At 60.1% G+C, this 22,926-nt stretch carries 24 protein-coding genes; 23 read left to right on the top strand and 1 reads right to left on the bottom strand.

Features of this window, described 5'->3' with window-relative positions; all coding sequences use genetic code 11:
• The first annotated feature begins 60 nt into the window (after positions 1-60).
• The 6 genes from BLR29_RS04885 to BLR29_RS04860 are packed head-to-tail and all read left to right on the top strand — an operon-like array spanning position 61 to position 4,774.
• Positions 61-633: a YqgE/AlgH family protein gene (locus BLR29_RS04885; protein ID WP_092134993.1), complete on the top strand. Its 573-nt coding sequence runs from the start codon at positions 61-63 to the stop codon at positions 631-633.
• On the top strand, positions 626-1,063 hold the full coding sequence (gene ruvX / locus BLR29_RS04880) for a Holliday junction resolvase RuvX (protein ID WP_092134992.1): 438 nt from the start codon (positions 626-628) through the stop codon (positions 1,061-1,063). The genes BLR29_RS04885 and ruvX overlap by 8 nt, the downstream gene beginning before the upstream one ends.
• A complete protein-coding gene (gene pyrR / locus BLR29_RS04875) occupies positions 1,060-1,584 on the top strand; it encodes a bifunctional pyr operon transcriptional regulator/uracil phosphoribosyltransferase PyrR (protein ID WP_092134990.1) in 525 nt (174 codons plus the stop codon). The genes ruvX and pyrR overlap by 4 nt, the downstream gene beginning before the upstream one ends.
• A 60-nt stretch (positions 1,585-1,644) precedes the next feature.
• Positions 1,645-2,616, top strand: a complete 972-nt coding sequence (locus BLR29_RS04870) for an aspartate carbamoyltransferase catalytic subunit (protein ID WP_092134989.1) — start codon at positions 1,645-1,647, stop codon at positions 2,614-2,616.
• A gap of 44 nt (positions 2,617-2,660) precedes the next feature.
• Positions 2,661-3,935, top strand: a complete 1,275-nt coding sequence (locus BLR29_RS04865; protein ID WP_092134987.1) for a dihydroorotase — start codon at positions 2,661-2,663, stop codon at positions 3,933-3,935.
• A 29-nt stretch (positions 3,936-3,964) separates the two neighbouring features.
• Positions 3,965-4,774: a lysophospholipid acyltransferase family protein gene (locus tag BLR29_RS04860; protein ID WP_092134985.1), complete on the top strand. Its 810-nt coding sequence runs from the start codon at positions 3,965-3,967 to the stop codon at positions 4,772-4,774.
• A 37-nt stretch (positions 4,775-4,811) separates the two neighbouring features.
• Here BLR29_RS04860 and BLR29_RS04855 read toward each other — a convergent pair whose 3' ends face one another.
• Positions 4,812-5,660: a symmetrical bis(5'-nucleosyl)-tetraphosphatase gene (locus BLR29_RS04855; protein WP_092134984.1), complete on the bottom strand. Its 849-nt coding sequence runs from the start codon at positions 5,658-5,660 to the stop codon at positions 4,812-4,814.
• Positions 5,661-5,910: 250 nt separating this feature from the next.
• On the opposite strand from BLR29_RS04855, the gene rfbB reads away from it, so the two are divergent.
• The 17 genes from rfbB to BLR29_RS04770 all read left to right on the top strand — a co-directional run bounded on the left by rfbB (position 5,911) and on the right by BLR29_RS04770 (position 22,926).
• A complete protein-coding gene (rfbB, locus tag BLR29_RS04850; RefSeq protein ID WP_092134982.1) occupies positions 5,911-6,975 on the top strand; it encodes a dTDP-glucose 4,6-dehydratase in 1,065 nt (354 codons plus the stop codon).
• A 4-nt stretch (positions 6,976-6,979) separates the two neighbouring features.
• The gene (rfbD, locus tag BLR29_RS04845) at positions 6,980-7,891 is read left to right on the top strand and encodes a dTDP-4-dehydrorhamnose reductase (RefSeq protein ID WP_369804554.1); all 912 of its coding nucleotides are present in this window, start codon (positions 6,980-6,982) and stop codon (positions 7,889-7,891) included.
• A complete protein-coding gene (rfbA, locus tag BLR29_RS04840) occupies positions 7,888-8,769 on the top strand; it encodes a glucose-1-phosphate thymidylyltransferase RfbA (protein ID WP_092134979.1) in 882 nt (293 codons plus the stop codon). The genes rfbD and rfbA overlap by 4 nt, the downstream gene beginning before the upstream one ends.
• Positions 8,766-9,311, top strand: a complete 546-nt coding sequence (rfbC, locus tag BLR29_RS04835; protein WP_092134977.1) for a dTDP-4-dehydrorhamnose 3,5-epimerase — start codon at positions 8,766-8,768, stop codon at positions 9,309-9,311. The genes rfbA and rfbC overlap by 4 nt, the downstream gene beginning before the upstream one ends.
• A 15-nt stretch (positions 9,312-9,326) precedes the next feature.
• Positions 9,327-10,025 (top strand): WbqC family protein, encoded by a 699-nt coding sequence (locus tag BLR29_RS04830; RefSeq protein ID WP_092134975.1) that lies wholly within the window; start codon positions 9,327-9,329, stop codon positions 10,023-10,025.
• Positions 10,022-10,963 (top strand): glycosyltransferase family 2 protein, encoded by a 942-nt coding sequence (locus tag BLR29_RS04825; protein WP_092134974.1) that lies wholly within the window; start codon positions 10,022-10,024, stop codon positions 10,961-10,963. Before BLR29_RS04830 ends, BLR29_RS04825 begins: the two co-directional genes overlap by 4 nt.
• Positions 10,956-11,678 (top strand): class I SAM-dependent methyltransferase, encoded by a 723-nt coding sequence (locus tag BLR29_RS04820; protein ID WP_092134972.1) that lies wholly within the window; start codon positions 10,956-10,958, stop codon positions 11,676-11,678. Before BLR29_RS04825 ends, BLR29_RS04820 begins: the two co-directional genes overlap by 8 nt.
• A 43-nt stretch (positions 11,679-11,721) precedes the next feature.
• Positions 11,722-12,696 (top strand): ATP-grasp domain-containing protein, encoded by a 975-nt coding sequence (locus tag BLR29_RS04815; RefSeq protein WP_092134971.1) that lies wholly within the window; start codon positions 11,722-11,724, stop codon positions 12,694-12,696.
• Positions 12,677-13,363 carry a metallophosphoesterase family protein gene (locus BLR29_RS04810; RefSeq protein ID WP_092134969.1) on the top strand — a complete coding sequence of 229 codons (687 nt, stop codon included), beginning with the start codon at positions 12,677-12,679 and terminating at the stop codon, positions 13,361-13,363. The genes BLR29_RS04815 and BLR29_RS04810 overlap by 20 nt, the downstream gene beginning before the upstream one ends.
• 59 nt (positions 13,364-13,422) lie before the next feature.
• A complete protein-coding gene (locus tag BLR29_RS04805) occupies positions 13,423-13,800 on the top strand; it encodes an EamA family transporter (protein WP_092134967.1) in 378 nt (125 codons plus the stop codon).
• 71 nt (positions 13,801-13,871) lie between these two features.
• Positions 13,872-15,020 carry a dTDP-4-amino-4,6-dideoxygalactose transaminase gene (rffA, locus tag BLR29_RS04800; protein WP_092134966.1) on the top strand — a complete coding sequence of 383 codons (1,149 nt, stop codon included), beginning with the start codon at positions 13,872-13,874 and terminating at the stop codon, positions 15,018-15,020.
• 16 nt (positions 15,021-15,036) lie between these two features.
• Positions 15,037-15,813: a class I SAM-dependent methyltransferase gene (locus BLR29_RS04795; protein ID WP_092134964.1), complete on the top strand. Its 777-nt coding sequence runs from the start codon at positions 15,037-15,039 to the stop codon at positions 15,811-15,813.
• Between the two features lie 150 nt (positions 15,814-15,963).
• A complete protein-coding gene (locus BLR29_RS04790) occupies positions 15,964-17,703 on the top strand; it encodes a hypothetical protein (protein WP_143018416.1) in 1,740 nt (579 codons plus the stop codon).
• A 396-nt stretch (positions 17,704-18,099) separates the two neighbouring features.
• A complete protein-coding gene (locus BLR29_RS04785; protein WP_092134961.1) occupies positions 18,100-19,350 on the top strand; it encodes an oligosaccharide flippase family protein in 1,251 nt (416 codons plus the stop codon).
• Positions 19,347-20,555 carry a glycosyltransferase family 4 protein gene (locus BLR29_RS04780; protein ID WP_092134959.1) on the top strand — a complete coding sequence of 403 codons (1,209 nt, stop codon included), beginning with the start codon at positions 19,347-19,349 and terminating at the stop codon, positions 20,553-20,555. Before BLR29_RS04785 ends, BLR29_RS04780 begins: the two co-directional genes overlap by 4 nt.
• On the top strand, positions 20,556-21,935 hold the full coding sequence (locus BLR29_RS04775; RefSeq protein ID WP_092134958.1) for a hypothetical protein: 1,380 nt from the start codon (positions 20,556-20,558) through the stop codon (positions 21,933-21,935).
• A complete protein-coding gene (locus BLR29_RS04770) occupies positions 21,883-22,926 on the top strand; it encodes a polysaccharide biosynthesis protein (protein ID WP_092134956.1) in 1,044 nt (347 codons plus the stop codon). The genes BLR29_RS04775 and BLR29_RS04770 overlap by 53 nt, the downstream gene beginning before the upstream one ends.

The following is a 22,926-nucleotide window of genomic DNA, read 5'->3' as shown; positions in this document are numbered from 1 at the left end:
CTGACGGAGCTGCCTCAGAACTTTTCCGGACGTCCGGCAGCGATTTGATAAAATGCAGGCATGGCGAAGCCCGAAGCTCCAATCAATCTCACCAATCAGTTCCTGATTGCCATGCCAGGCATGGCTGATCCGACCTTTTCGGGCTCCGTTGTCTACCTTTGCGAGCATAACGAGCGCGGCGCGCTCGGTCTGGTGATCAACCGGCCGATCGACATCGACATGGCCACGCTCTTCGACAAGATCGATCTCAAGCTCGAAATCCAGCCAGTGGCCCACCAGCCGGTCTATTTCGGCGGCCCGGTGCAGACCGAGCGCGGCTTTGTGCTGCACGATCCGGTCGGCGTCTATGTGTCGTCGCTGGCGGTGCCCGGCGGGCTGGAAATGACCACTTCCAAGGATGTGCTGGAAGCCGTGGCCAACGGTAGCGGCCCGCATCGCTTCCTGCTGACGCTGGGCTATGCCGGCTGGGGCGCCGGCCAGCTTGAGGAGGAACTCAGCCGCAATGGCTGGCTGACCGTCCAGGCCGACCCGGAAATCATCTTCAGCGTGCCTCCCGAGGAACGCTTTGCCGCCGCTATCCGCCTGCTGGGCATAGATTTCACGATGCTCTCGGGCGAGGCGGGGCATGCCTGATCAGCCGGGGCGCGAGACGCCCCACGACGGTACTGTCCTCGCCTTCGACTATGGCGAGAAAAAAATCGGCGTTGCACTCGGGAATTTCATCACCCGGCAAGCCAGCGCCCTCACCATCCTTCCCAATATTACTGTCGAGGCGCGTTTCGAGGCCATCGGCGCGCTGATCCGCGAATGGTCGCCCGTGCGGCTGGTGGTTGGCATGCCGGTCAATCCCGAAGCCGGCCCCGACGATGAAGAACAGGCCTCGATGCGGCTTGCGCGCCGCTTTGGCAACCAGTTGAACGGCCGGTTCGGCCTGCCGGTGGAGTGGGTGGACGAGCGTTATTCCTCGCGAGCTGCCGCCATGGCTGGCGCCAGGCGCGGTGCGCTGGATGCCGAGGCCGCCCGGATCATCCTGCAACAGTATTTCGACGAGTTTCCGCTATGACCCAGACCTCTACTCCCGACGCCGAGGCGCTGTATCACGCGCTGCGCGACCAGGCCCAGGCCCTGATGCCCACCAGCGAGCGTGCAAACTGGTCCGTGGCCGGCATCTACTCGGGCGGCGCCTGGATCGCCGAGCGTCTGGCGGCGGACCTCAAGCTGGCTGGCCATGGCGTGATCAACGTGGCCTTCCACCGTGACGACTATGCCAAGAAGGGGCTGCACAGCCAGGCGGAGCCGACCTCGCTGCCGTTCGACGTGCAGGATCGCAACATCCTGCTGATCGACGATGTGCTGGCCACTGGCCGCACGATCCGCGCCGCCGTGAACGAGCTGTTCGACTACGGCCGCCCGGCCCGCGTGGCGCTGGCCGTGCTGGTCGACCGCGGCGGACGCGAGCTGCCGGTTGCCGCCGACTTCGCCGCGATGACCGTGGAACTGCCGCGCGACAAGACCCTCGTGCTGTCGCGCCAGGGCGAGGGCGCCGCGACGCGCTTTGCCTTTGCCACCGAAGCCCGCGCCTGACGGGCCCCAGAGCTCTCCCCCAAGATACCCAGACCGACCCCTGCCCGCGCCTGACCTGCCATGACCAAGACGTTCCGCAACCCGCAGCTGACCAAGAACGGCGAACTGAAGCACCTGTTGTCGATCGAGGGGCTGTCGCGTGACATGATCACGCACATCCTTGATACCGCCAGCCAGTTTGTCTCGCTGTCCGATTCCGACCGCGACGTCAAGAAGGTGCCGCTGTTGCGCGGCAAGAGCGTGTTCAACCTGTTCTTCGAGAACTCCACGCGCACGCGCACGACGTTCGAGATTGCCGCCAAGCGGCTGTCCGCCGACGTGCTGAACCTGAACATCAATGCGTCGTCCACCAGCAAGGGCGAATCGCTGCTGGACACCATCAACAACCTGTCGGCCATGTCGGCCGACATGTTCGTGGTGCGCCATGCCAGCTCGGGCGCGCCGTACCTGATCGCCGAGCACGTGGCGCCGCATGTCCACGTGATCAACGCCGGCGACGGGCGCCACGCGCACCCGACGCAGGGCCTGCTGGACATGTACACGATCCGGCATTTCAAGAAGGACTTCACCAACCTGACGGTGGCCATCATTGGCGACATCCTGCACTCGCGGGTGGCACGTTCCGACATCCACGCGCTGACCACGCTGGGCGTGCCCGAAGTGCGCGCGATCGGGCCGCGCACGCTGCTGCCGTCCGGCCTGGAGCAGATGGGCGTGCGCGTCTTCCACAACATGGAAGAGGGGCTCAAGGGCGTGGACGTGGTGATCATGCTGCGCCTGCAGAACGAGCGCATGAGCGGCGCGCTGCTGCCATCGGCACAGGAATACTTCAAGGCCTACGGGCTGACGCCGGAACGGCTGGCGCTGGCCAGGCCGGATGCCATCGTCATGCACCCGGGTCCGATGAACCGCGGGGTGGAGATCGACTCCGCCGTGGCGGACGGCCCCCAGTCGGTGATCCTGAACCAGGTGACCTTCGGCATCGCCGTGCGCATGGCCGTCATGGGCATCGTGGCCGGCAATAACGATTAAGGCGGCACCCGAATAAAACTGAACAGACTTCAAGCGAACTACAGATGAAGATTCACATCCAGGGTGGCCGCCTGATCGATCCGGCCGCGAATCTCGACGCCGAACAGGACCTGTTTATCGCCGCCGGCAAGGTCGTCGGCGTGGGCCGCGCGCCCGCTGACTTCAACGCCAACAAGACTATCGATGCGAAGGGCCTGATCGTCTGCCCGGGCCTGGTCGACCTGTCCGCGCGCCTGCGCGAGCCGGGCTACGAGTACAAGGCCACGCTGGAATCCGAGGTGGCCGCGGCCACCGCCGGCGGCGTGACCAGCCTGGTGTGCCCGCCCGATACGGACCCCGTGCTCGACGAGCCGGGTTTGGTCGAGATGCTCAAGTTCCGCGCCCGCACGCTGAACCAGACGCACGTCTACCCGCTGGGCGCGCTGACCGTCGGGCTGAAGGGCGAAGCCCTGACCGAGATGGGCCAGCTGACCGAGGCCGGCTGCGTCGGCTTCAGCCAGGCCGAGGTGCCGATCAAGAACACCCAGGTGCTGCTGCGTTCGATGCAGTATGCGCAGACCTTCGGCTACACGCTCTGGCTGCGCCCCGAGGACCCGTTCCTGGGCGGCGGCGTGGCCGCCAGCGGCGCGGTGGCGTCGCGGCTGGGCCTGTCCGGCGTGTCCGTCATCGCCGAGACCGTGCGCCTGCACACGATCTTCGAGTTGATGCGCACGACCGGCGCGCGCGTGCACCTGTGCCGGCTGTCGTCGGCGGCCGGGCTGGAACTGGTGCGCCAGGCACGCCGCGAAGGCCTGCCCGTGACCTGCGACGTCAACATCCACCACGTATCGCTGACCGACGTGGACATCGGCTTCTTCAACAGCCAGATGCGCTTTACGCCGCCGCTGCGTGGCACGCGCGACCGCGATGCGATCATCGCGGCGCTGGCCGATGGCACCATCGATGCCTTGTGCTCCGACCACACGCCGGTGGATGACGACGAGAAACTGCTGCCGTTCGACGAGGCGTCGCCGGGCGCGACGGGCCTGGAGTTGCTGCTGCCGCTGACGCTGCGCTGGGCCGCCGAACACAAGGTGCCGCTGGTCAAGGCGCTGGGGCGCATCACGAGCGATCCGGCCCGCGTGATCGGCCTCGCCGCCGGCACGCTGACCACCGGCAATGCCGCTGATGTTTGCGTGTTCGATCCGAAGCAGATCTGGAAGGTGGAACGCAGCGCGCTGAAGAGTCAGGGCAAGAATTCGCCATGGCTCGGCTACGAGATGGAAGGGCGCGTGCGCATGACGCTGGTCGGTGGCCAGGTTGTGCACGAGCAGCGCTGATTCTCGCGGCGAATCCCAGGGGCTAGGACATGATCTGGTTACGCAAGGCGCGGCTTGGGTGTCATCTGTTGCGCGGGATGCTCGTGTGCGCAACGGTTTTCCCGTGGGCGAGCGCTCACCTGCGCGAGCGCCTGATCCGCGGCTGGTCGCGCAAGCTGCTGGCCATCTGCCGCATTGAGGTCGAGGTCCAGGGCCTGGCACCCGGGCAGGCGGTACCGCAAGGCGCGATGCTGGTGTCGAACCATATCTCGTGGCTCGACATCTACGTGATCCACAGCTGGCAGCCGGTGCGCTTTGTGGCGAAGTCGGAAATCCGCAGCTGGCCGATCGTCGGCTGGCTTTGCGACAAGACCGGCACGATCTTCATCGAGCGCGGCCGGAAGCGTGACGCACATCGGGTGCTGCACCACATCACGGAAGTCATGCAGCAGGGCGATCTGGTGTGCGTGTTTCCCGAGGGCACCACGACCGATGGCAGCGAGGTGCTGCCTTTCCATGCGAATCTGATGCAGGCGCCGGTGGCGGGTGGATTGCCGGTCCAGCCTGCAGGGCTGACTTACCTGGATGCGGCCACGGGCAAGCCGACCGTGGCGCCGGCGTATATCGGCGACCTGTCACTGTTGCAATCGCTCGACATGATCCTGCAGGCACCGCCGATCAAGGCAAGGCTGACGCTGGGGCCGCAGCTGCGGGCGGCTTCCACAAGCCGACGTGAGCTGGCAGAGTCGGCGAGGGAAGTGGTGGTTCACCTTCGTCAGGGGGCGCATGAAGCAGCGGGGGATGTGGCCGAGCGGTTACATCAACCGAATCTGTCGGCGGCCACGGCTGCCACGTCCTGACGCCCAAGTCCTCCCCGCCGACGCGGGGCTGTCGGATTCAGGCCAGCGGGTCACAGTACTGCGGGCAATCGACCTGGATCAGGGTGCGCTCTGCAGGGTCACGCGCCAGACGGGCGGCGGTCAATTGCCCGCCCCAGACGCAACCGGTATCCAGCGCCATTAGATTGGAGCGCATGACAAGGCCGAGCGTCGACCAATGGCCACACACAACGGTGACGTCGGCGGTGCGGCGGCCGGGTACGTCGAACCAAGGCATGACCCCGGCTGGCGCGCTGCCCAGACCTTCCTTGGCTTTCAGGTCCATCACGCCCTCGGCTGTGCAATAGCGTAGACGGGTGAGTGCATTGACGACCACACGGTGGCGATCAATGCCTGTGAGTTTTTCGTCCCAGTGATTGGCGGCATTGCCGAAAACATTGGCGAGGAACTCTTGCCAATTCGGTCCCTGAAGCTCGGCTTCGACTTCGCGGGCCAGCGCGATGACCTGCTGCGCGGTCCATTGGGGCAGAACTCCGGCATGAACGATCAGGAAGTTTTCTTCCAGGATTGCCAGCGGCTGGTGGCGCAGCCAAGTGACTAAATTATCACAATCGGGGGCGTCAAGGATGGCTTCGAGCGTGTCGGCTTTGCTCTTCTTTCGGACGCCGGCGGCGACGGCAAGAAGGTGGATGTCGTGGTTGCCAAGGACGGTGCGGGCGCGAGCGCCCATGGCTTTCACCAGCCGTAGCGTTTCGAGAGACGCCGGACCGCGGTTGACCAGATCGCCAACGAAGCGAATTGGGGCAGTGAGGGGCAACTGACCGAGGAGGTCCTGGAGCGATGGGGCGCAGCCCTGGAGGTCGCCTATGGCGACGGAAGTGTTAGTTTTTGATTGAGCAACAGCCATCGGGTAATTGCCGGATTATGCGAGCTGAAAACGCCAGACGGCCCTTTCTCGTGCCTGCTTCTTTACATGGCCGATCTGGCAAATAGTTACAAGGTGCTACGAAAAACGGATGATGCTCCGAGGACGGGCCCGGGGTCAGATAGAATACCGCCACTTCCACAAGGACTTAAGAATCCTCCTGCCTAAACCAACAGGGAGGGGGGAGACTTTTGTCGATTACACGAATATCGAAGGCAGCGGAGCTAGCATTTTGGCGCACATTCTGGTCACTGGCGGGGCGGGTTTCATCGGCGCCAATTTTGTACTTGGCTGGCTCGCTCAGTCCGGTGCGGACAGCATTGTCAATGTCGATAAGCTGACGTACGCCGGAAATCTCAAGACGCTGGCCTCGCTTGAGGGCGATAACCGTCACATCTTCTCGCAAACCGATATTTGCGATCGGTCTGGGCTGGATCATCTGCTAAGACAGTACAAACCGCGCGCCGTGATTCATTTTGCCGCGGAGAGCCACGTGGATCGCTCCATCCACGGTCCGGCCGAGTTTATTCAAACCAACGTTGTCGGGACTTTCGCACTGCTGGAAGCCGTGCGCGCGTACTGGGCCACGCTGGACGATTCGTCCAGAACAGATTTTCGCTTCCTGCATGTTTCCACCGACGAAGTCTACGGTTCACTTGGATCGCAGGACCCGCAATTCTCCGAAACTACGCCCTACGCGCCGAACAGTCCCTACGCCGCATCCAAGGCCGCATCGGATCATCTGGTCCGCGCCTACCACCATACCTATGGCTTGCCCGTTCTGACCACGAACTGCTCCAACAACTACGGGCCGTTTCAATTTCCGGAGAAGCTGATCCCGCTGATGATCGCCAACGCGCTCGCTGGCAAGCCCCTGCCGGTTTATGGGGACGGCCAGAACGTGCGCGACTGGCTCTATGTCGGTGATCACTGCAGTGCCATTCGTGAAGTGCTGGCCCGTGGTCGCCTTGGCGAAACATACAACGTCGGCGGTTGGAACGAGAAAACCAATCTGGATGTGGTGCACGCTCTCTGCGATCTGCTCGACGAGTTAAGGCCGAAAGTCAGCGGCTCGTACCGCGAGCAGATAGCGTTTGTGAAGGACCGTCCGGGCCACGACCGGCGTTACGCCATCGATGCTGGCAAGCTTGAGCGCGAACTCGGTTGGATGCCTGCCGAAACCTTCGAGTCCGGCTTGCGTATGACCGCGCAGTGGTACCTCGACAACCAGCCATGGGTGCAGGATGTGATGTCCGGTGAGTACCGCAATTGGATGGCGACGCAGTATGCGACTTGATAGCATGGTCCCCATTCTGATCACGGGCCGCAACGGTCAGGTCGGCTTTGAGCTCCGGCGCAGTCTGGCACCGTTGGGTGAGGTAGTGGCGCTCGATCGTACGAGTTGCGACATGTCGCGGCCGGAGCAGATCAGGGACGTGGTTCGGCGCTTGCGGCCGGGCATTATTGTCAACGCGGCGGCCTATACGGCTGTCGATGCGGCCGAGGCCGATAGTACCGTTGCCTTCTCGGTCAACGCCGAGGCGCCGGCCATCCTGGCGCAGGAAGCCCGGGCAATCGGCAGCTTGCTGGTTCACTACTCCACCGAGTACGTGTTTGATGGCTTGCAGTCCAGGCCCTATTCGGAATCCGACGCCTGCAATCCGTGCTCCGTGTATGGCAAGAGCAAGCGTGCAGGGGAAGAAGCCATTGTCGCCGTCGACGCCTCGCACCTGATATTCCGTACCAGCTGGGTATTCGGTGCCCATGGGGACAACTTTCTTAAGACGATCTTGCGCCAGGCGCGGCAGCGGGACAGTCTGCGAGTTGTTTCTGACCAGTTCGGAGCGCCGACGCCAGCTTCTCTTGTCGCGGATGTCACCGCCCATGCCGTCAGGGAGTACATCCTTGAGAAGCGGCGCGGCGGGACTGCGGAGCGTCGAGGCATCTACCATCTCGCTGCCGCTGGCAAGACAACCTGGAATGCATATGCACGCGAGGTGACTCGTATTGCAGCCGCGCTTGGCGTCGACGTTCGCGCCCAGGGTGATGCCATCGAAGAGGTGGCTTCATCGGACTATGCAATGGCGGCGCCACGGCCCGCCTCCGCGCAACTGGATTGCAGTCGCATCGAGCAAGGCCTCGGCATTCGCATGCCGCCCTGGCAGGACGGTGTCCGGCTGGTTCTCGAACAACTTATTATCGACAGGCCATGACACGCAAGGGCATTATCCTGGCAGGAGGCTCGGGCACGCGGCTGTATCCCGCCACGCTTGCCGTTTCCAAGCAGCTGCTGCCGATCTACGACAAGCCGCTTATCTACTACCCGCTAAGCACACTGATGCTGGCTGGTATTCGTGACATCCTCATCATTTCCACGCCGCACGATACGCCGCGCTTTGCGCAGTTGCTTGGCTCCGGCGAGCAGTGGGGCATCAATCTCTCCTATGCGGAGCAGCCGAGCCCGGACGGTCTGGCGCAGGCATTCCTGATTGGCGAGTCGTTTCTCGGGGGCGCGCCTTCGACGCTCGTTCTGGGGGATAACATCTTTTACGGCCATGATCTGGTCGCGATGCTCAGGCGGGCTTCGGCGCGTGTGGACGGGGCGACTGCCTTTGCATATCGTGTTCAGGACCCGGAGCGGTATGGCGTGGTCCAGTTCGACAGCCAGGGGCGTGCCGTCAAGCTGGAAGAGAAGCCGGTCGTGCCAAAGTCCAACTATGCGGTGACCGGCCTGTATTTCTATGACAGCGATGTCGTCGAAGTCGCAAAATCAGTTCGACCATCTGCGCGAGGCGAACTCGAAATTACCGACGTCAACTCCTGGTACCTGCAGCAAGGCAGCCTCAATGTCGAGGTAATGAGTCGCGGCTACGCCTGGCTCGATACCGGCACGCATGAATCGATGCTGGAGGCTAGCCAGTTCATTCAGACGATCGAACATCGCCAGGGGCAGAAGGTGTGTTGCCCCGAGGAAATTGCGTGGCGATTTGGCTGGATTAGCAAGGAAGAATTGATGGTTCTGGCCGAGCCGTTGCGCAAGAATACCTATGGGCGCTATCTCCTTGGATTGCTTGCCGAGGCAGAATCATGAACGTAGTGCGTACCGCTATCCCGGAGGTTTTGCTTTTGCAGCCTGTCGTGCACCAGGACGCGCGGGGATATTTTCTCGAAAGCTACAATCGCCAGACGTTTGCCGCGGCAGTCGGGCGCGATGTTACTTTTGTGCAGGATAATCACTCGCGTTCGGACCGGCGCGTTTTGCGCGGGCTTCATTATCAGATCCAGCGTCCCCAGGAAAAGCTGGTGCGCGTCGTCGCGGGCGAAATCTTCGATGTCGCGGTGGATCTGCGTACATCCTCACCGACTTTCGGTAAATGGGTGGGCCATCTGCTTTCGTCCCGGAACATGGCCATGACGTGGGTGCCGGAAGGATTCGCCCATGGATTCCTTGTGCTCTCTGATTATGCCGAAGTGATTTACAAAACGACGGACCATCGCTTCCCGGAGGCGGAGCGTGTGCTGTTATGGAGCGATGCCGCGCTGGGCATCGATTGGCCGATTCGCGAAGGTCTGGTCATGTCTGCGCGGGATCAGGCGGGCAGTCTGCTGCGAGACGCCGAGTTGTATGAGTAGACGTATCGTGACGCCATGAAAAAGCTTGCCATCGTCCAGTCGAACTATATCCCTTGGAAGGGCTATTTCGACATGATCGCGTCGGTCGACGAGTTCGTCCTGTACGATAGTGTCCAGTACACGAAGAACGACTGGCGCAATCGTAACCGGATCAAGACCGCGCAAGGGTTGCGCTGGCTGACGGTGCCGGTGAAGACAGGCGGCCGGTTTGGCCAGACCATCGCCGAGACGCAGATCGATGATGCGCATTGGGCTCGTGCACATTGGCAGGTTCTCCTGCAAAACTACCGACAGGCACCTTGCTTCCGGCAGATCGCACCGCGGCTGGAGTCGTTCTATTGCGAACTCTCCAGTCAGACACACCTGTCCGGGCTGAACCGCTCCATGCTCGGTTGGTGTTGTGCCGAGCTTGGCATCAATACCCGGCTCACCGATTCAACGGAATATGAGCTGATCGGCGACCGGTCCGAGCGGCTTGTGGAAATTTGCGCTCAGGCCAATGCAACGGAGTATGTATCGGGACCTGCGGCTCGAGACTATCTGGATGTCGCCCAGTTTGAACGGCGGGGTATCAAGGTCACTTGGTTCGACTATTCGGGCTACCAACCTTATCCGCAGCTATGGGGAGAATTCGAGCACGCCGTCAGCGTCCTCGATCTGATTTTCAACTGCGGCCAAGATGCCCCGCGCTATTTGAAGCACGTAAACAAATGAAGCTGTCGATCGTCTCCACGCTATATCGCTCTGCGCCGTTCATCGATCAGTTGTATGCACGCGTTACGGCCGCCGCAAGCCAGATAGCAGATGACTACGAGATCGTTTTCGTCAACGACGGCTCGCCGGACGATTCTCTCGCTCGTGCCAGCGCGCTTGCTGCTGCGGATGTCAGGGTATCGGTCGTCGACCTGTCGCGCAATTTCGGTCATCACGCAGCCATCGTGGCGGGTCTCAGTCATGCACGTGGAGAGCGCGTCTTCCTGATCGACGCCGACCTGGAAGAGCAACCTGAATGGCTGGAGATGTTTGCCCAACAGATGGACCGGACCCGGGCAGACGTGGTTTACGGTGTGCAGCGTGAGCGCACCGCGGGCCTCTTGTCGAACTTGTTTGGCGCGCTGTTCTGGCGTGCCCTGAATGCCTTCTCGACAGTACGCATTGGTCGCAATCCGATGACCTGCCGCCTGATGACTCGCGAGTATGTCGACGCTTTGCTACAAGTTGAGGATCGCGTGCTCTATCTTGCTGGCGTATTTGCGTGGACCGGTTTCAGGCAGGAGGAACTGCTGTTGGTGAAGAGCGAGCGGCCCACGTCGCAAGCTTCGAGTTACAGCCTGACGCGCAAGCTGGTGCAGGTTGCAGACTCGTTTTCCTCATTCAGTGTCGCGCCATTGACAGCAATCTTTCTTATGGGATTGCTGATCTGGCTTGGTTCTCTTGGTGTCGGCATTGCGTTGCTGGTGCGCAAGGTATTGGCACCGGAGACCGTCTTGTCGGGGTTTGCCTCGCTCATGCTGTCGATCTGGTTTCTCAGTGGAACGATGATTCTGGTGCTGGGAGTGATTGGCCTGTACGTGGCCAAGATCTTCCAGGAAGTCAAACGTCGTCCCCTCTATATCGTTCGCAATGTCGTCCGAAACTCTGCCCATGGCTGATCAACTCGATTCATTCATTTCCGCCTATGGTGAGGGATTCGCCTACTCGTTCGACAATGACATCCTGCTGAACTGGTATCCGCGGCGCATTATCGAAAGAACGGCACTATCGGCAAGCGTTCTTGAACTTGGCGTTGGTCATGGGTATTCGACACAGCGTTTCGCCCGGCATTTCTCTCGAACTGTTGTAGTAGATGGTTCTGCGGCGATCATTGAGAAATTCCGCAGCGAGCATCCGGATTGTGCGGCGCAGATCGTCGAGTCCTATTTTGAATCGTTTCAGACGGACGAGCGATTCGACGTCATTGTCATGGGATTTGTGCTCGAGCACGTGGCTGATCCGGACCTGATTTTGCGGCGTTTCAAGCGTTTTCTCGCGCCAGGCGGACGCTGTTTCGTGGCGGTGCCGAACGGCGAATCCATGCATCGCCAACTAGGCCACTTGGCCGGATTGCTGGACGACATGATGAGTCTTGGTCAGGGAGATATCGAGCTTGGACACTTGCGCCAATACTCGAAGTCGACGTTGCATGAGCAACTGGAGGCGGCCGGCTACAGTGTGCGAAGTATTGAAGGCATCTTCCTGAAGCCGTTTACGACGGCCCAGCTCCAGGCATTGGAGTTGAGTCCGGCGATCACGCAGGCGTTGTGTCAGCTGGGGGTCAACTATCCCGAATTAAGCTGTGCTCTTCTCGCTGAGGCGGAACTCGTGTGATGGGTACCGAGGCCATGAGCCCGGCCCGAGCCGGAGACGCGCGATGAGTACGATACTGGTGACCGGCGTCGGAGCCATTATCGGTTACGGAGTGCTTCGCTCGCTGCGTGCAGCAGGCATGGGACATCGCCTGGTGGGCGCCGATATCTACGGGGATGCCGTTGGGCAGGTTTGGAGCGATGCGTTCGAGCAGGCGCCGATGACCAGTTCCGACGGATACATCGATTGGCTGGCGGATGTCGTGCGGCGCCATGGTGTCGACCTCGTTGTGCCGGGTATCGAGCAGGACCTGCATCGTCTGTCCGATGCGCGCGAGGCCTTGCCGGGATTCGGTATCCGCTGCGTACTGAATGACAAGGCGCTGGTGGATCTGTCGAAAGATAAATGGCACACATATCTTGCGTTGGAGGCCGCGGACGACAGCGCGCGTATTCCTACGCGGATCTCGGGGACCTACCAGGAACTCGCGGATCAGTTCGGTGTTCCGTTCCTGCTCAAGCCGCGGCGCAGCTATGCCTCGAAAGGCATCGTGCGCGTGACATCGGCCGAAGTGTTCGACTTGCATGCGGCCGGTCTTGGGGAGAAGTTCATTGCTCAGCCGATTATTGGCTCTGACGATACGGAGTTCACGGTTGGCATGTTTGGCGACGGGAAGGGTGCGGTCTGTGCTTCGATAACGCTACGGCGGAAGCTGGCGCCTGATGGCTCGACCGGCAAGGCGTGGGTCGCCAAAGACAAGGCTCTGGAAGCCGTGGTCGCAAGGCTGGCAGGCAGGTACCGTCCGCTCGGGCCGACAAACTTGCAGTTCCGCTATCACGAGGATGAGTGGCGCCTGCTGGAATTCAATCCACGGATTTCGTCGTCGACCTCGCTACGCACTGCTTTTGGCTATAACGAGAGCCAGATGTGTGTCGACTATTTTGTCGAGGGCAGGACGCCATCCCAGCCGGCTATTACCCGAGGTTTCGCGGCTCGTTACATCGAGGACTATGTCATCCATGATAGGCCTGATTTCTGATATCCATGGCAACGCAGCTGCTCTCGAAGCAGTGCTTGCCGCTTTGGATGCGCAATCCGTCGACGGGGTCTACTGTCTTGGTGACGTCGGTGGGTACTACAGCGAAATCAACCAGTGCTGCGCCGCGCTGCGCGCGCGAGAGATTCCAACGCTGATGGGAAATCACGACTGGTACCTTGCAAGTGGTGAACCGTGCCCGCGATCGCAGAGTGCGAATGATTGCCTGCGGTACCAGCACTCCGTGATCGAGCCGGACCATCTGGAGTGGCTGCGAGGTCTGCCGCGCGAGCTCGAGTTCGGCGCATTGCGAATGATCCACGGCGGCTGGAAGGATCCTCTGGACGAGTATCTCGAGCCATCGGACGAATATTTCGATGCGCTGGGTGGGCGCTATTTCGCTACTGGCCACCTTCATGTCCAGTATGTGTGGCAGGGCAAGCGCGCCACCTACTGTAATCCTGGCTCTGTCGGCCAGCCGCGCGACGGTGATCCTCGAGCCGCGTTTGCGACCTGGGATGGTGAGCGGTTTGCCTTGCATCGTGTTGAATACGATGTGGATCGCGCCGCAGCCGACATGCGGGCGGCCGGGTTTGACGCCTATTACTACGAAAACCTCTATGCGGGTGCGCGAATCGGCGGGAAGCTGTCGCGTCGCCCGGTTCCCTGAACCTGTGGGGCCCGCGCCGAACAGACGCTGCAGCCCTCGAAATCCTGAAGTAAATAACAATGAAAGTAAGGCCACTGGACTACCTTTGGATATTTCTGACCATTTCGCTGACGGTCTATGGCCAGATCATTTTGAAATGGCGAATGGAGCGATTTGGCGGCATGCCCGCCGAACTGGCGGGCAAGGCTTTATTCGTGCTGCGCGTGCTCACCGATCCGGGCGTTTTTTCGGGAATTCTCTCGGCATTTCTCGCATCCGTATGCTGGATTGTGGCGATGACAAAATTCGAGCTGAGTCATGCCTATCCGTTCGTCAGCCTCTGCTTCGTCGCCGTGACGATTGCGAGTGTATGGCTGTTCGGTGAGCAGCTTTCCCTGCTGAAGATTGCTGGTGTGGCCTTCATCGTATTCGGTACCATACTGGCCAGCCAGGGTTGAGCGGCGACCGGCACGGGCGTTATGCTAGGCCTGCGAATGATCGCCATATAGAACACGCACAGGGTCAAGAAATGAAAGACAAGACGACACCGTTCAATCGCCCGCACATGACCGGGAAGGAGCTGCACTACATTGCGCAGGCCCATTTCAATGGGCAGCTTGCAGGAGATGGCCCATTCACGAAGCTATGCCACGGCTGGATTGAAGAGAAGACGGGCAGCCACAAGGCGCTGCTGACCCATTCCTGTACGGCAGCCCTGGAGATGGCCGCGTTGTTGCTGGACCTCGAGCCAGGCGACGAGGTCATCATGCCTTCGTTTACCTTTGTATCGACGGCCAATGCCTTCGTGCTGCGTGGGGCCCGGCCTGTTTTCGTCGATGTTCGCCCTGATACGCTGAACATCGACGAGACCCTCATTGAAGCCGCGGTCACTTCGCGGACGCGTGCCATCGTTCCGGTCCACTACGCGGGTGTTGCATGCGAGATGGATGTGATTCTGGAAATCGCGCGCCGGCACGGGCTGGTTGTTGTGGAGGACGCGGCGCAAGGCGTCATGTCCACCTATAAAGGTCGAGCACTTGGCAGCATCGGTCATCTCGGCGCGTACAGTTTCCATGAAACCAAGAACGTGATTTCTGGCGAAGGCGGCGCGTTGCTTGTGAACGACTCGGGGCTGGCAATGCGTGCCGAGATCATCCGCGAGAAGGGCACGGATCGCAGCCGGTTCTTTCGCGGAGAAGTCGACAAGTACACATGGCAGGAAGTCGGGTCTTCATTCCTACCCGGTGAACTGGTGGCGGGGTTTCTATGGGCGCAGCTCGAGGATGCGGGACGGATTACGCACGAGCGACTAGATATCTGGGCGCGCTACCACGCCGCGTTCGCGCAGATGGAAAGCGATGGCTTGTTGCGTCGGCCAATCGTTCCGACGGAATGCGGTCATAACGCACACATGTACTACGTCCTGCTTTCGGAGCATGTGGACCGCCAGCGCGTCATCAGTGAACTCAAACAGCGAGGCGTCTGGACGGTTTTCCACTATGTACCGCTGCATAACTCGCCGGGTGGATTGCGGTATTGCCGCTCCGTAGGCGATCTCCCGGTGACTTGCATGGCTGGCGAGCGGCTGCTTCGCTTGCCACTATGGGTCGGTCTTTCGCCCGAGGAGCAGGATCGCGTGATACGCAGCGTCATCGATGTTGTGACTGGTGTCGCCTAATTCTACGGGTGAGGAAATGAGTCAAGGTCAACAAGCCAATTCGGGTGCAGGCTTCCATGAGGAGGACTTCGCGACGCTAGCTCGCCTCGAGAGCGACAGTTTCTGGTTCAGGGCGCGCAATGAATTGATTCTCTGGGCGACTCGACCCCTGCTGCGTGGTGGAATGGCGTTTTGCGAGATCGGTTGCGGCACGGGTTTTGTGATCTCGGCACTGGCCGACACCATGCCCGCAGTGAAGTTCACGGGCACGGAGCTGTTTGGCAATGGGCTGCAGTTTGCTCGAGAGCGAGTACCTGCCGCTGATTTCCATGAGATGGACGCGCGTAAGATCCCGTTCCGGTCGCAGTTCGATGTGGTTGGCACGTTTGATGTACTGGAGCACATCGACGAAGATGAGGTCGTATTGGCGGAGATTTACAAGGCCCTGAAGCCAGACGGCAAGCTGGTCATCACTGTGCCGCAGCATCCGTTTCTCTGGAGCTACCAGGACGAACGTGCCTGCCACGTTAGGCGCTACACGCGAACGGAGATGATTGAGAAACTGAATAGGGCGGGATTCTCCATCAAGCTGACGACCTCGTTCGTCAGTTTCCTGCTGCCAGCCTTGTGCATGGCGCGCCGATCATCCAGAGTGCAGGCGAAGGACTACGATCCTGCTGCCGATCTGCGGCTCAATCCTGTTACTAACGCGTTGATGTTGGGCATCATGTTTGTCGAGCGCCAGTTCATCAAATTCGGCGTGCGGTTCCCGTTGGGTGGATCCTTGCTGGTGGTGGCCACAAAGGCTCGATGAATTCGCTGGATTCAATGCTCTGACCGGTACCGGAAGACGGACTCTGGGGGCGAGGCGCCTTCATTCCGCCGAAGGAACGGTCGCGGGCCTTGTACTCCCAGGACACACTCTTTGCGCCGGCGAATCGGGAGTCGGCCAGCAAATCCATTCATGAATACTTCAACAGATCGCGCTATCGTAATTGACCGCCGCCGCGGCCTTCCGGCACTGCGGACGGGCTACTGGCAATGCCTGGTGGCCTGGATCATTATTGCCGCACTGATTGTCGTTCTGGTCGCTGGCGTTTTCGTCCCGGTCTATGGCGACGAAGTGGCCGCCATCTTCATGCGCGGGATGTTCATTGCCAACGGCTGGAAGCTGAATACCTTGCTTCCGCAGTGTGGGCCTGAGTTCCTTTCGGGCGTTCCGGCGCTGCTTGTGCCCGGCGCTGTCACGTATGATCTGGTCTATTCGCTGGCGACCGGCCCGCTGTTTATCCGCTTGGCGGGTATCTTGACGGCTCTGTTGTGGTTTGGCGCTGCGGGCGCGCTGATCATCGCGCAGGTGCGCTCCCAGAGGCTGGGCTGCGCGATGCTGGCATCTCTCGCATCGATCGTCGGATTGGGAGTGCTCCCGCTCACGATGGTGATGATGCGTAGCGAGCAGATCCTGCTCTTACTCCTCACGCTGTTTCTTGCGTTCCCAGTTGTTCTTCGACGCGATATTGGCCGGGAGAACAGTTGGCGTCTCCTGATTCTCGCCGCGGCATTCTGCTTAGTGGTGAGCATCTTCTGCTATACGCACCCCAAGGCCCTGTTCTTTGCTCCGTTGATCCTGATCTCTGCATGGTCATTGCTCGGCTCGCGCAGCAAGCTTGTGTGCGCGATAGTCAGTGCATTTGCCATTGGCTGTCTGTGGCAGACCCTGCAGTTCGCTGCCTTGCTGACAAAGTGCGGGGATGCTCCGGCATTGGCGAAGCTGCTTGCATCGAACGTCATGCCCTTGGGCGGCCTTGTAAGTTCGCCAAGGGCATTTGTTGTCGAATTGTTCAACAACATCGACGCTGCACCGTTGGCGATGCTTCGGCACATGGTGTTCGCAGACCAGTATCAATCAGCGTGGCTGGCGCCGTCGGCAGGTCTGGGGAACTGGGATGTCGCCGTCCGGATCAACCAGGGCATCCAGTATGTGACGCTACTTGTATTCCGGGTGGCGTTCTTTCTCCCTCCGGCCGTCTTCCTGCTCAAGGCCCTGCTGCGCAAGCTTGACGGCGCGACGTGGTGTTTGAGCGCATTGTGGATTGGGCTTCTTGGGCATCTGGCCCTGTACAAGGCGTGGAATTTCTACGGCGCCGCCTTGATGGTGCCAATTGCGGCGTTGCTGGTCATGCTTTGCGTGGCCGCATTGAGTACGTTGGGTGGTGATCGCTTGCCCCGTCTCGTCAAGTCGTCCATGGCGCTACTGCCTTTGCCCTTCTACATGCTTTTCCTTTGCAGTTCTGCGTTGCTACTAGGCAACGTGTTGCCGCAAACCATTCGCTCGGTCAATGCGGCGGACATTGGCCTTCCGGACCAGGGTCTTTCAATTCCCTCTTTCGGGTATGCCAGGCAGCGAGACCGGATCCGTGATTTTGCAGAGCAATGCCACATTCGTGGGGACGGTGCGCGCCACCTTGTAGTGGACAATCTCACCTTCTTCGCATTCGACGGCCTGCGCGAGCCCCTGCAGTCTGACTACCTCTACGAGCACGGATTCGGGGTTGACCTCCAGGGCGACGCTTTGCCCAGGCTCCTGAAACGGCTGGGCTCGCAGGCAGTGATTGCGCAGTGCACTATTTTCCCGGGGGCCTTCGCCGGCAAAGTGCACCGCGAAGGCAATCTCTGCTGCGTCGACCTGAGCAGCAGCCCATAAGTGTCAAGACTTTTGCTGTAGAGGCGGCGAATGTGTTGCGAAATGTGGAATTGTGCTCGCTCGTGCGCCAAACGGTTACAGCAAGCAACAAATCGTCCAATTTCTGGCGGGCCCGCGTTCTGCCCTCAGATAAAATGTGGCCCCACGTCAAAGTGGCATGAGGAGATGGCGGGAGGTAGCTTGGAGGCATCAATAAGTGATTTATACGCAACTTAGATTGTGCGTGCAGTACTAGAAGTCAAGGTTTCCCGAAAGCGATGTGTGAGGATTTGCTGGTGACCTGGTCTGGCACAAGCCGGCAAACCGTTCCGATCCAGACGTTCCGGTTTGGATCACGGCTTCACTTTCGAGGAGATTGCATAACTATGAAAATATCTGTCCCCCCCTGGCTGGCTCATGCGTGATTTGAGAGTAATCGGCTTGCTTGCCGGGGCAACGCTCGTCAAGGCACTCGCTGGACTTGCCACTGCTAAAATCATCGCAACTTCGGTGAGTCTCGGGCAATTCGGGCAGCTTTCCCAGTTCATGGCGCTGACGGCCTTTGCGGGCATGTTTGCGGCCGGCGGCATTGCACCGGGCGTGACGCGCGTGATTGCTGCCCACAAGGGCAGCGTGCAGGAGCGGGACTGGATCGGCGTCATCACGCAGATCTACATGGTGACGACCGTTGTCATGGCGTTGGCGGTGCTGCTGTTCTCGTCGCAGCTTTCGTCGTTGGTGTTTGGTACCGATGACTATCGCTGGACCGTCTCGCTGCTCGGTGTCACGCAGGCGCTTGTCGGCTTTTGCGGGCTATATCAGGCCTTTGCATCCGCCTACGGCAGGTACGGGACTATCCTGGCATCCAATGCGGCGGGGGCAATCGCCGGCATTGTTCTGCTGGCAGTGCTTGCTCACTACGGCGGCTACGAGGGCGCGGCCATCGGCGTGGTTTTGCTGCCTGCCATGCCGGGGCTCGCATTGGTCCTGCTCAAGTTGCGGAGCCTGCCGGGCAAAGTGAAGATCGACCGCAAGTCGTTCGATTTTGCCAAGGTCGGGCACATGTTCTCGTTCTCCGCGATCACGCTGGCAGGCGCGGCCAGTATCACGCTCGGGCAGATGGCGGTTCGCGATCTGCTCGGTGCGGTGTCAGGCTGGGAGCAGGTGGGATACTGGCAGTCGACCATCCGGATTTCGGATGTGTACATGCAGTTTGTCAGCGTGTTCCTGCTGAGCTATGCAATGCCGAAGCTTGCCGGCGTCAATGACGCCGAACTTCGCCCGGCGTTTGCCGTGATTCAGCGGAAGGTGCTTCTTCTGTTCTGCCTCGGAGGCATTTTCCTCTGGGGAATTCGGCATGAGTTGTACAGGTTGCTGTACTCGGCCGAGTTTGTTGGGGCCAGCGGGCTGCTTGTCCCGCAACTGGTCGGTGATGCGTTCCGCGTGGTTGCCGTGAGCATTTCCACGCTATTCATGGCGCGTGGCACGATCAGGGTGTCGCTGGTCTACGAGATCCTGCAAGGGATATTGCTGTTTGTCGGTACCACGCTGCTGGTGCATCACTATGGTGGCAGTGCCCCGGTCTATGCCTATGGGGCAACCTACCTGGTGCTGATGGTTGGCATGGTGCTGGCGTATCGAGCACGATTCAGGCTGACGACGAAATGAAGATCGTCCTTCTATGCACCGGTTATTCGCTGGACGCGGATACCCCATCTTTATCGGATGAAATGGCCGAGGCCCTTGTGCGCAAGGGCCACGAGGTCAGCGTATTCGTGGTGAACTGGTCGAAGCGTCCGCTCGGCAAGCCGGTCTCCATCCGCAACGAGAAGCTCAGCGTCTATGTCGCCGATCCGTTCCAGCTCAACTTCGGGCCGCAGCTTCTCAGGAAGATCGCGAAATGGACGCTCTCTTCAATGAGCGTGGTCGGTCAACTCCTGAAGTTCCGCCGGAACAACAAGGCAGATGTGGTGGTTGGCTTCTCGCCGGCCACCGCGATGCTTGTGCCCATCGTACTGATGACGGCTTTCTCGAGGGCGCGGACGTTCCTGGTGCAGTGGGACTTCTTTCCGAACCATCACGCGCAAATTGGCCTGCTGAGCGGGACGATGATGGTTCGCGTGCTGAAGTGGCTGGAAACGTGGCTGATGCGGCGATTCGAAGTGATCGGCTGCATGTCGCCCAAGAACATCACGTATTTGCTAGGTAACTACAATTTGTCGTCCAGGCAGAAAATTGTAGAATTGCCAATTTGGTCGTCATTTCCGCCGTCCGGGCATGTCGGGCGGGGTCTCGCGCGCCAGGAATTCGGGCTTCCTGCCGATACGACGGTTCTGGTTTTCGGCGGACAGTTGTCCAAGGGACGCGGGATCGAGGACATTCTGGAGGCGGCAAGCCAGGCGGCACTGCAGGCGCTGCCGTGTGTATTCCTCATTGTCGGCAATGGCGAGCAGGAAGGTATGGTCAGGGATGCAATTGGCGGAGGGGCGCACAACGTCATGCATATGGCGGGCCTGACGAGAAAGAAGTACCTGTCGCTGCTGTCGGCCTGCGATATCGGAATCGTGAGTACGGTGCGGGGGGTGGATGTGCCGACTTTCCCTTCGAAGACCCTGGACTATATCAATATCGGTCTGCCGGTACTCGCATCGGTGGAAGAGGCCACGGATTTCGGTGAGTTTGTGAAGGACAGTGGAATCGGGCTGTCGGTGCCGGCGGGTGACGCCGGCGCATTCGTTCGCGCTATCGAGCAGATGATTTCGGCTGGCCCGGCTGCGCCCTGGAATAACGCGCAGGCCTTTGCCAGGGCCAGGGAGCGCTTCCAGGTCGACGGGGTTTCCGACTACTTGCTGGAATCCGTTGGGCAGCATTGAATGCAGACAGAAGTTACCAAGGACCTACCTGCCGGGGAATTCTCATTGCGCGACGCATCGATCGGCGTGCGCTTTGCCCCGCTGGTGTTTTTTTGCGTCTGGGCGCTGCTGCCGCTTTTCCTCATGTTCTGGGGACCGTTCGATTTTCAACTCGACAACCCCGACACGCTGATCGGATTCCTTTTTGCCTGTGTCTTGGCATTCGGGCTTGGTTATACGCTGTTCGCGCCGTCCACACGGGTGGAAATCGTGCGCCACCCGCGCCCGCATCCGCGTATCAATGCGTTCTATGTCGCGGCGTGCGTGCTGTCGGCCCTGCTGGTCGAGCCGTCCATTTACGCTTATACCGGCAAACATGTGTGGCAGATCGATTCGGTCCTGAATCAGCGCGAAGTCTATCTCGAGTTACTGAGTGCCCTTGAGCAAGGCTCGCCGTTGCGCAAAGCCATGTCGGCATTACGCGGGCTCAGCGCCCCGCTGATCTTGCTGGTTCTCCCGACTGCGGCGGTGTACTGGCCGGATCTGGCACGTCGTGCCCGCTGGTCCATTCTGGGCGTGGTGCTGTGCTTCCTGCTGTTTTCGCTGTTTCGCGGAACCGACAAGGAAATGGGAGACCTGCTGGTCTTCTTCTTTACAGGTATTGCAATTGCAGCCGGGTTCCGGTCGCTGCGTGGCGCGCAAATCGATCGCAAGGCCTTTGTGCGCCGTGCCGCAATTGGCTTCTGCGTAATCATGGTGTTTGTGACCTTGTTCACACTGCGCAAGGCGGCACGCATGCAGGGTGCACTGTCCTTTTGCCTGTACAATGACGTCGCCTGTTTTACCGTGGACACTGGCTCGGATTTTGTCAATTTCATCCGATTTTCGTTCGGCATGCTGTCCGCGTATCTGAATCAGGGCTATTACGGTCTGAGCGTGGCACTGAATACCGATTTCAACTGGACTTACGGTATTGGCCATTCGTCGTTCCTGGTGTCGTTTTTCAGTTCTTTCTTCGATTCGGAAAGCATCTATCAGGACGGCCTGATGTACGCCCTGCGGGCGGGCGGCTGGGACGATCGCTACGTCTGGTCTTCTGCCTTCCCGTGGCTCGCCTCGGACCTGACGTTCTGGGGAGTGCCGCCATTCATGTTCCTGATTGGCGCAGTTTATTCCCGAGCCTGGTTTGCTGCCATTGCAAGGCGCAGCCTGTCCGGGATCATGGTTTTTGCCCTGTTGTCGATTTTTATAGTCTATTTGCCCGCTAATAATCAGCTGGCGCAAAGCCCGGATTATTACGTCGCAACGGTGGTTTGGTTGGCTATTTTTGTACTTGAGGGTGTGCGAAATGTTTCTCGGAAAGACTTTGTTGATCACGGGCGGAACCGGGTCGTTCGGTAACGCCGTTCTGCGCCGCTTCCTGAATTCGGACATCGGCGAAATCCGCATCTTCAGCCGCGATGAAAAGAAGCAGGACGACATGCGCAAGCGCTATGCCGATCCGAAGCTCAAGTTCTATATCGGCGACGTTCGCGACATGGGAAGTGTTGGCGCAGCCATGCGGGGCGTCGATTACGTATTCCATGCCGCTGCGCTCAAGCAGGTGCCGTCGTGCGAGTTCCACCCGATGCAAGCCGTCCGGACCAATGTACTGGGTACGGAGAACGTGCTTGAGGCGGCCGTCAATGCACACGTCAAGCGTGTGGTGTGCCTGAGCACGGACAAGGCGGTGTATCCCATCAATGCCATGGGCATCAGCAAGGCAATGATGGAGAAGGTCATGGTGGCCGCCAGCCGGAATCTCGAAGGCACTGGCACCGTCATTTGCGGTACGCGCTACGGCAACGTCATGGCCTCGCGTGGCTCGGTGATCCCGCTGTTCGTCGATCAGGTCCTGGCTGGACGTCCGATCACCATTACCGATCCGACCATGACGCGTTTCATGATGACGCTGGGTGACGCCGTGGATCTCGTGCTGTACGCGTTCGAGCATGGCAATAACGGGGACATTTTCGTCCAGAAGGCGCCGGCGGCCACCGTCGAGGTGCTGGCCAAGGCCATTCTGGAACTGATGCGGAAGCCCGAGCATGCTGTCAACGTCATTGGCACGCGTCACGGCGAAAAGCTCTATGAGGCACTGTTGAGCCGGGAAGAAATGGCTTGCGCGGAAGACATGGGCGAGTACTTCCGCGTCCCGCCCGATGGGCGTGACCTCAACTACGAGAAGTTCGTCGAGAAGGGCGAGCAACGCATCACGCAAAGCCTCCACGGTGAGGACTACAACTCGCACAACACGACGCGGCTGGATGTGGAAGGTATGAAGAAGTTGCTGCTGAAGCTGGACTTCATGCAGCGAATTGCGCGTGGCGAGCACGCGGTCGCTGAGGAGTAA

The organism is Cupriavidus sp. YR651 (assembly GCF_900101625.1).
GTDB lineage: Bacteria > Pseudomonadota > Gammaproteobacteria > Burkholderiales > Burkholderiaceae > Cupriavidus.
The sequence above is the reverse complement of the archived record's forward strand: the minus strand, read 5'-3'. Positions and strand labels throughout refer to the sequence as shown.

Excerpts from the sequence above, each read along its gene's own strand:
- BLR29_RS04815 (WP_092134971.1), top strand. The coding sequence starts at position 11,722 with ATGAGTACGATACTGGTGACCGGCGTCGGAGCCATTATCGGTTACGGA.
- pyrR (WP_092134990.1), top strand. The coding sequence starts at position 1,060 with ATGACCCAGACCTCTACTCCCGACGCCGAGGCGCTGTATCACGCGCTG.
- ruvX (WP_092134992.1), top strand. The coding sequence starts at position 626 with ATGCCTGATCAGCCGGGGCGCGAGACGCCCCACGACGGTACTGTCCTC.
- BLR29_RS04830 (WP_092134975.1), top strand. The coding sequence starts at position 9,327 with ATGAAAAAGCTTGCCATCGTCCAGTCGAACTATATCCCTTGGAAGGGC.
- BLR29_RS04870 (WP_092134989.1), top strand. The coding sequence starts at position 1,645 with ATGACCAAGACGTTCCGCAACCCGCAGCTGACCAAGAACGGCGAACTG.
- BLR29_RS04805 (WP_092134967.1), top strand. The coding sequence starts at position 13,423 with ATGAAAGTAAGGCCACTGGACTACCTTTGGATATTTCTGACCATTTCG.
- rffA (WP_092134966.1), top strand. The coding sequence starts at position 13,872 with ATGAAAGACAAGACGACACCGTTCAATCGCCCGCACATGACCGGGAAG.
- rfbA (WP_092134979.1), top strand. The coding sequence starts at position 7,888 with ATGACACGCAAGGGCATTATCCTGGCAGGAGGCTCGGGCACGCGGCTG.
- BLR29_RS04865 (WP_092134987.1), top strand. The coding sequence starts at position 2,661 with ATGAAGATTCACATCCAGGGTGGCCGCCTGATCGATCCGGCCGCGAAT.
- BLR29_RS04785 (WP_092134961.1), top strand. The coding sequence starts at position 18,100 with ATGCGTGATTTGAGAGTAATCGGCTTGCTTGCCGGGGCAACGCTCGTC.
- BLR29_RS04780 (WP_092134959.1), top strand. The coding sequence starts at position 19,347 with ATGAAGATCGTCCTTCTATGCACCGGTTATTCGCTGGACGCGGATACC.
- BLR29_RS04790 (WP_143018416.1), top strand. The coding sequence starts at position 15,964 with ATGAATACTTCAACAGATCGCGCTATCGTAATTGACCGCCGCCGCGGC.
- BLR29_RS04820 (WP_092134972.1), top strand. The coding sequence starts at position 10,956 with ATGGCTGATCAACTCGATTCATTCATTTCCGCCTATGGTGAGGGATTC.
- BLR29_RS04770 (WP_092134956.1), top strand. The coding sequence starts at position 21,883 with ATGTTTCTCGGAAAGACTTTGTTGATCACGGGCGGAACCGGGTCGTTC.
- rfbC (WP_092134977.1), top strand. The coding sequence starts at position 8,766 with ATGAACGTAGTGCGTACCGCTATCCCGGAGGTTTTGCTTTTGCAGCCT.
- BLR29_RS04810 (WP_092134969.1), top strand. The coding sequence starts at position 12,677 with ATGATAGGCCTGATTTCTGATATCCATGGCAACGCAGCTGCTCTCGAA.
- BLR29_RS04795 (WP_092134964.1), top strand. The coding sequence starts at position 15,037 with ATGAGTCAAGGTCAACAAGCCAATTCGGGTGCAGGCTTCCATGAGGAG.
- BLR29_RS04825 (WP_092134974.1), top strand. The coding sequence starts at position 10,022 with ATGAAGCTGTCGATCGTCTCCACGCTATATCGCTCTGCGCCGTTCATC.
- BLR29_RS04885 (WP_092134993.1), top strand. The coding sequence starts at position 61 with ATGGCGAAGCCCGAAGCTCCAATCAATCTCACCAATCAGTTCCTGATT.
- rfbD (WP_369804554.1), top strand. The coding sequence starts at position 6,980 with ATGGTCCCCATTCTGATCACGGGCCGCAACGGTCAGGTCGGCTTTGAG.
- BLR29_RS04860 (WP_092134985.1), top strand. The coding sequence starts at position 3,965 with ATGATCTGGTTACGCAAGGCGCGGCTTGGGTGTCATCTGTTGCGCGGG.
- BLR29_RS04775 (WP_092134958.1), top strand. The coding sequence starts at position 20,556 with ATGCAGACAGAAGTTACCAAGGACCTACCTGCCGGGGAATTCTCATTG.
- BLR29_RS04855 (WP_092134984.1), bottom strand. The coding sequence starts at position 5,660 with ATGGCTGTTGCTCAATCAAAAACTAACACTTCCGTCGCCATAGGCGAC.